This is a genomic window from Sinomonas sp., assembly GCF_036848755.1.
In the GTDB taxonomy this organism is placed as follows: Bacteria; Actinomycetota; Actinomycetes; order Actinomycetales; family Micrococcaceae; genus Sinomonas.
In genome coordinates this window covers 1-3,005 of the sequence record NZ_DAIUJO010000211.1, presented here as the reverse complement: position 1 = coordinate 3,005, position 3,005 = coordinate 1, and the positions used below count along the sequence as shown (strand labels likewise).

The following is a 3,005-nucleotide window of genomic DNA, read 5'->3' as shown; positions in this document are numbered from 1 at the left end:
GATGTCCCGCTCATCTTCCCCCGGCCATCTCGTCCCGGCCATCTCGTCCCGGCCATCTCGTCCCGGCCCTCCCGGTTGAGGAGTCAGGCGCCGGAATGGGCCTCGAGGAAGGCGTAGACCTCGGTCTCGTCGACGCCGGGGAAGGCGCCGGGCGGCATCGCTGCGAGGAGGTGGGAGTGCGCGCGAGCCGAGGGCCACGCGTTGCCGGCCCAGTGGGCGCTGAGCTGCGCGGGGGGCCGCCGGCAGCACTCGGGGTCAGGGCAGCGGGACGTTGCCCGCGCCGTGGTCTCCCGCCCCCTGAACCATTTGACGTGCTGGTACGGCACCCCGACGCTGAGGGAGAACTCGCCGCTGGCACTGCGCTCGGTGCGGGCCGTGCACCAGAACGTGCCGTTGATCGTGTCCGTGTACTGGCTGTAGGAGCTGAACTTGTCCGGGACGTCGAAGACCGCCCGGCTCGTCCACGCCTTGCAGGAAGGCTGGCCCTCGATGGCCCCCGTGTGGTCCATCGGGAAGTTCACGCCGTCGTTCTCGTAGGCCTTGTAGATGATGCCGCTCTGATGGGTCTTCTGGAAGTGGGTCGTGATGCCGAGATGCTGGGTCGCGAGGTTCGTGAACCGGTGGGCGGCGGTCTCATAGCTGACCGCGAACGCGTCGCGGAGGTCTTCGACGGAGATCTCCTTGCGGGCCTTGGCCTGCTGGAGGAAGTCGACCGTTGTGTGCTCGGGCAGCAGAAGAGCCGCGGCGAAGTAGTTGGTGGCCACTCGCTGGGCGAGGAAATCGCCGTAGCTGCCCGGCGTCTCGTGGCCCAGCACGTAATGGCCGAGGGCCTGGAGGAGCACCGAACGGGGGTCGTGGTCCGAGCGCTGGTTCTGGGTGAGATAAATCCGGCGATTCTTCAGATCGGTGACCGAACGGGTCGAATGCGGCAGGTCGCCCACGTGGTAGAGGGTGAATCCGAGGTGGTTCGCGATGTCGGAGATGAGGTGCTGGCTGAGCGGGCCCCCGGGGTAGCCGACGGCCTTCAGCACCTTCTGGGCCTCGGCCTCGTACTCGGGAAAGTAGTTTCCGCGCTCGCGCATCATGCGCCGCAGCTCGCCGTTGGCGCGGCGGGCCTCCTCGGGGGTTGCGACCTGTTCGTTGAGCTTGCGCTCGAGCTCGCGCAGCAGGCCGAGCTGAGACTCGAGAACATCCAGCGGAGTCCGCGAGCTGATGCGGATCTTCGGCAGATTGAGGGACTCGTAGAGCGGGCTGCGCTGGTACCGCTCGAGCTCGATCTCGAGGGCGGCACGGCGGCTCGGCGGCTCGGCACCGAGCAACGCATCCACGCCCACGCCAAGCGCCCCCGCGAGCTGCTGCAGGAGGCCGAGCTTCGGCTCGCGCTTGCCGTTCTCGATCAGGCTCAACTGGCTCGCCGCGGCACCCACGGCAGCCCCCAGCTCGTCCAGCGTGAGGCCCGCAGCCTTGCGCAGGTGGCGTACTCGCCGTCCGAGGCTGATGACATCCACTCCCGCCCCGGCCCCGGCGTCGAGCCCCTTGCGGACAGCGGCTGACGGTCCGGCAGGGCGGGCCCAAGAGGGTGCAGGCGACATTTCTTGAGAATACGTGAAGATCTGCACTTCTTTCCAGCATTTTTCTCTATCGAGCGGGTTGCAGAGGCGGAAAAGTTGTTGTCACGAAGAATTCCTCCCGGCGGAGCAGCCGGAGGACCCGTCGAAGGAGACAGCGATGAGCGAGCAGTCCAGCAGCGCAGCCCAGCCGCAGAGCATTGAGCAGCAGGCCGAGGCCCTCACTTTCGAGTGGTCGGCTGATCCTCGCTGGGAGGGCATCCAGCGCGACTACACGGCCGAGGACGTCGTGAAGCTGCGGGGCCGGGTCGTCGAGGAGAACACGCTCGCCCGGCTGGGTGCGGAGAAGCTGTGGAAGGCCGTGACGGAGGGCCGGGCCGACGGCGCCGGCTACATCAACGCCCTCGGGGCCCTCACCGGCAACCAGGCCGTGCAGCAGGTCAGGGCCGGCCTCAAGGCGATCTACCTCTCCGGCTGGCAGGTCGCCGCGGACGCGAACCTCTCGGGGCAGACCTACCCCGACCAGTCCCTCTACCCCGCCAACTCGGTGCCCGCCGTCGTCCGCCGGATCAACAACGCACTCCTCCGCGCGGACCAGATCGAGTTCTCGGAGGGCAAGGCGTCCGTCGTCGACGGAGAGGCAGTGGACTGGCTCGTGCCGATCGTGGCGGACGCGGAGGCCGGCTTCGGCGGCCCGCTGAACGCGTACGAGCTCATGAAGTCGATGATCCAGGCCGGGGCCGCGGGCGTTCACTGGGAGGACCAGCTCGCCTCGGAGAAGAAGTGCGGCCACCTCGGCGGGAAGGTGCTCATCCCGACCCAGCAGCACATCCGCACCCTCAACGCTGCCCGGCTCGCCGCCGACGTCGCCGGCGTGCCGACCGTGATCATCGCCCGCACCGACGCCGAGGCCGCAACGCTCATCACCTCGGACGTGGACGAGCGGGACCAGGAATTCATCCTCCGCGAAGGGGGACAGCCGGTGCGCACGCCGGAGGGCTTCTACAAGGTGCGCAACGGCGTCGAGCCCTGCATCGCCCGGGCCAAGGCCTACGCCCCGTACTCGGACCTGATCTGGATGGAGACCGGCACCCCGGACCTGTCCCTCGCCCGCAAGTTCGCCGAGGCGGTCAAGGCCGAGTTCCCGGACCAGATGCTCGCCTACAACTGCTCGCCCTCATTCAACTGGAAGAAGCACCTCGACGATTCCACGATCGCGAAGTTCCAGCGCGAGCTCGGGGCCATGGGCTTCAAGTTCCAGTTCATCACCCTCGCGGGCTTCCACGCCCTCAACTACTCGATGTTCGACCTCGCCCACGGCTACGCCCGCAACGGGATGAGCGCCTACGTCGAGCTCCAGGAGCGCGAATTCGCCTCTGAGGACCGCGGCTACACCGCGACCAAGCACCAGCGCGAAGTGGGCACCGGCTACTTCGA

2 protein-coding genes are annotated in these 3,005 nt (G+C 68.0%); one reads left to right on the top strand and one right to left on the bottom strand.

Annotated features, from left to right (window positions below):
• Positions 1 to 83: 83 nt before the first annotated feature.
• Complete coding sequence (locus tag V7053_RS18525) at positions 84 to 1,619, bottom strand: helix-turn-helix domain-containing protein (RefSeq protein WP_334173726.1); 1,536 nt, start codon at positions 1,617 to 1,619, stop codon at positions 84 to 86.
• Between the two features lie 109 nt (positions 1,620 to 1,728).
• On the opposite strand from V7053_RS18525, the gene aceA reads away from it, so the two are divergent.
• Positions 1,729 to 3,005, top strand: a 1,277-nt coding sequence (aceA, locus tag V7053_RS18520) for an isocitrate lyase (protein WP_334173725.1), incomplete at its 3' end; no start/stop codon positions are given.